Here is a 2,229-nt window from a genome sequence, read left to right on the forward strand (position 1 = left end):
GGCCGTGCAGGTCTACGCCGCTGACGCGTTGCTGGCGGCCAGGAAGCTGGACCGACCGAACCTCGACGCCGCCTGGGCCGCCGCGCCGGCGGACGTGGCGGCCTGCGTCCGCGCCAATGGGCGCCTCGCGTTCTTCTCCAACGGCATCGGCTGCGCCAATCCGGCGGCGTCGGCGTGGCTGCTCAAGCGGCTCGGCCTCCACCAGAGCCAGGAGCCGGCGGCGCGGCAGGCGCTCTACTATTTCAACGCCAAGGCGATCGGCGAGTGGGGCGACACCTTGGTCGCCAAGCTGGCGGCCAGGCCGACGCGCTAGAACAGGACCCGCGGATTCATGATCCGTTTGGGGTCGAGCGCCCGGCGGATGGCCGACAAGGCCTCGACCTCGACCGGCGATTTGTAGCGCCGGGCCTCCTCGGTCTTCATCGAACCGAGGCCATGCTCGGCGCTGATCGAGCCGCCCATGGAGGCCACGATATCGTGGACGATCCGCGAGCCGGCATCACGCTTGGCGGCGTGCGGGGCGTCCGGCGCGCCGTCGCCACGCAGGACATCATAGTGGATGTTGCCGTCGCCCATGTGGCCGAAGGCGGCGATGCGCGATCCAGGCGCGAAGGCCTCCATGGCCGCAGTCGCCTCGCGCAGGAAGTCGGCGACCCGACTGACCGGCACCGAGATGTCGTGCTTCCAGGTCGCGCCCTCGGGTTTCTGGGCCGGGGACTGGTTCTCGCGGATCGCCCACAGCGCCTTGGCCTGGGTGTCGGTCTGGGCGACCACGGCGTCGGCGATCAGCCTGTCCTCAAGCCCGGAGGCCAGGAACCGCTCCATCGAGGCCTCGGCCGATCCGGGCTCGCCTGAGGAGAACTCCGCCAGCACGTACCAGGGATGGACGCCGGCCAGCGGATCGCGCGTGGCGGCGATGTTCTTCAGCGCGAACTCGACCCCCAGGCGGCCCATCAGCTCGAAGGCCTCGACGGCGCCGCCGGTCTCGTCCTTGGCGCGGACCAGCAACTTGAGCGCCGCCTCCGGGCTCTCCAACCCGATCATCGCCACCGAGCGCGAGGCCATCACCGGAAACAGCTTGAGCGCCGCGGCGGTGACCACGCCCAGAGTGCCCTCGGCGCCGATCAAGAGCTGCTTCAGGTCGTAGCCGGTGTTGTCCTTGCGCAGGCGCTTCAGCCCATTCCAGACCTCGCCGTTCGGCAGCACCGCCTCCAGGCCCAGCACCAGATTGCGGGTCATGCCGTAGCGCAAGACCTGGGTGCCGCCGGCGTTGGTGGAGACGAAGCCGCCCACCGTCGCGGAGCCCTCCGACGCCAGGCCCAGGGGGAAACGCCGGGTCATGGCCGCCGCCGCCTCGTGCACCGCCGACAGCGTCACCCCAGCCTCGGCCACCAGAACGTCGTCGAAGGCGTCGCTTTCGCGGATCGCCCGCAGGCGCTCGGTGGACAGCAGCACCTCGCCCTGCGGGATCTGGCCGCCGACCAGGCCGGTGTTGCCGCCCTGGGTGGTAATTGGGGTCCCGGACTCGAAGCAGATCCCCACCACCGCCGCCACGTCCGCCGTGGCCTTCGGGAGCGCCAGGAACGGCGTCTCCCCGCTCCAGCGGTCGCGCCATTCCAGGAGCTTGGGGGCCAGCCGCTGCGGATCCTGGCTCCAGCCGCCCTCGCCCAGCACGGCCTTCAGGCGGGAGAGCACATCGGCGGGAACGGGCGCGGTCATGGGACTAAACCTACGCTTCGCGGACGGCGGCTTCCAGTATATACTCCAGTATATAAGGAGTCGGGCCGATGGCCATTCTGATCAAGAACCCAGAGACAGAGCGCAAGGCGAGGGAATTGGCCAGCCTTCGGGGCGTGAGCCTGACCGGCGCCATCGATGGGGCTTTGGACAAGGCGCTGGCGGAGGCCGCGCCGCCACAACGCAAACCGACATTGCAGGAGATGCGGGAAGCGACCGATCGGTTCAGGGCGCAAATCGGCATGCGCGGCCCACAGCCTCACGTCACCAAGGCGGAATGGGATGAGATCAACGAGATTCCGGGCTTCGCCGAGGACGAAGATTGATCGCCGTCGACTCTTCAGCGCTCATCGCCATCGCCGGGCAGGAACCTGAATCTGAGGATTTTCTCGGTGTCTTGGCGGAAGCCGGCGGGGCGATGCTGTCGCCGATCAACTACGTCGAGACCGGTATCATTCTCGTTCGGCGGGGCTTCGTTCCGACCCAGGACCA

General features: G+C 68.9%; 3 protein-coding genes. 2 read left to right on the forward strand and 1 reads right to left on the reverse strand.

What is annotated here, in order from left to right:
* The coding region (locus E8A12_RS08370; RefSeq protein WP_293367565.1) for a hypothetical protein at positions 1-313 on the forward strand (313 nt) is incomplete at its 5' end.
* On the opposite strand, the gene E8A12_RS08375 is transcribed toward E8A12_RS08370, so the two are convergent.
* The gene (locus E8A12_RS08375) at positions 310-1,719 is read right to left on the reverse strand and encodes an FAD-binding oxidoreductase (RefSeq protein ID WP_293367567.1); all 1,410 of its coding nucleotides are present in this window, start codon (positions 1,717-1,719) and stop codon (positions 310-312) included. The two genes, E8A12_RS08370 and E8A12_RS08375, sit on opposite strands and share 4 nt — an antisense overlap.
* Before the next feature lie 68 nt (positions 1,720-1,787).
* Here E8A12_RS08375 and E8A12_RS08380 point away from each other — a divergent pair, with 68 nt between their 5' ends.
* Positions 1,788-2,063, forward strand: a complete 276-nt coding sequence (locus E8A12_RS08380) for a type II toxin-antitoxin system VapB family antitoxin (RefSeq protein WP_293367569.1) — start codon at positions 1,788-1,790, stop codon at positions 2,061-2,063.
* The last annotated feature ends 166 nt before the right edge of the window (positions 2,064-2,229 follow it).

This window comes from Phenylobacterium sp. (assembly GCF_004799395.1).
In the GTDB taxonomy this organism is placed as follows: Bacteria; Pseudomonadota; Alphaproteobacteria; order Caulobacterales; family Caulobacteraceae; genus Phenylobacterium.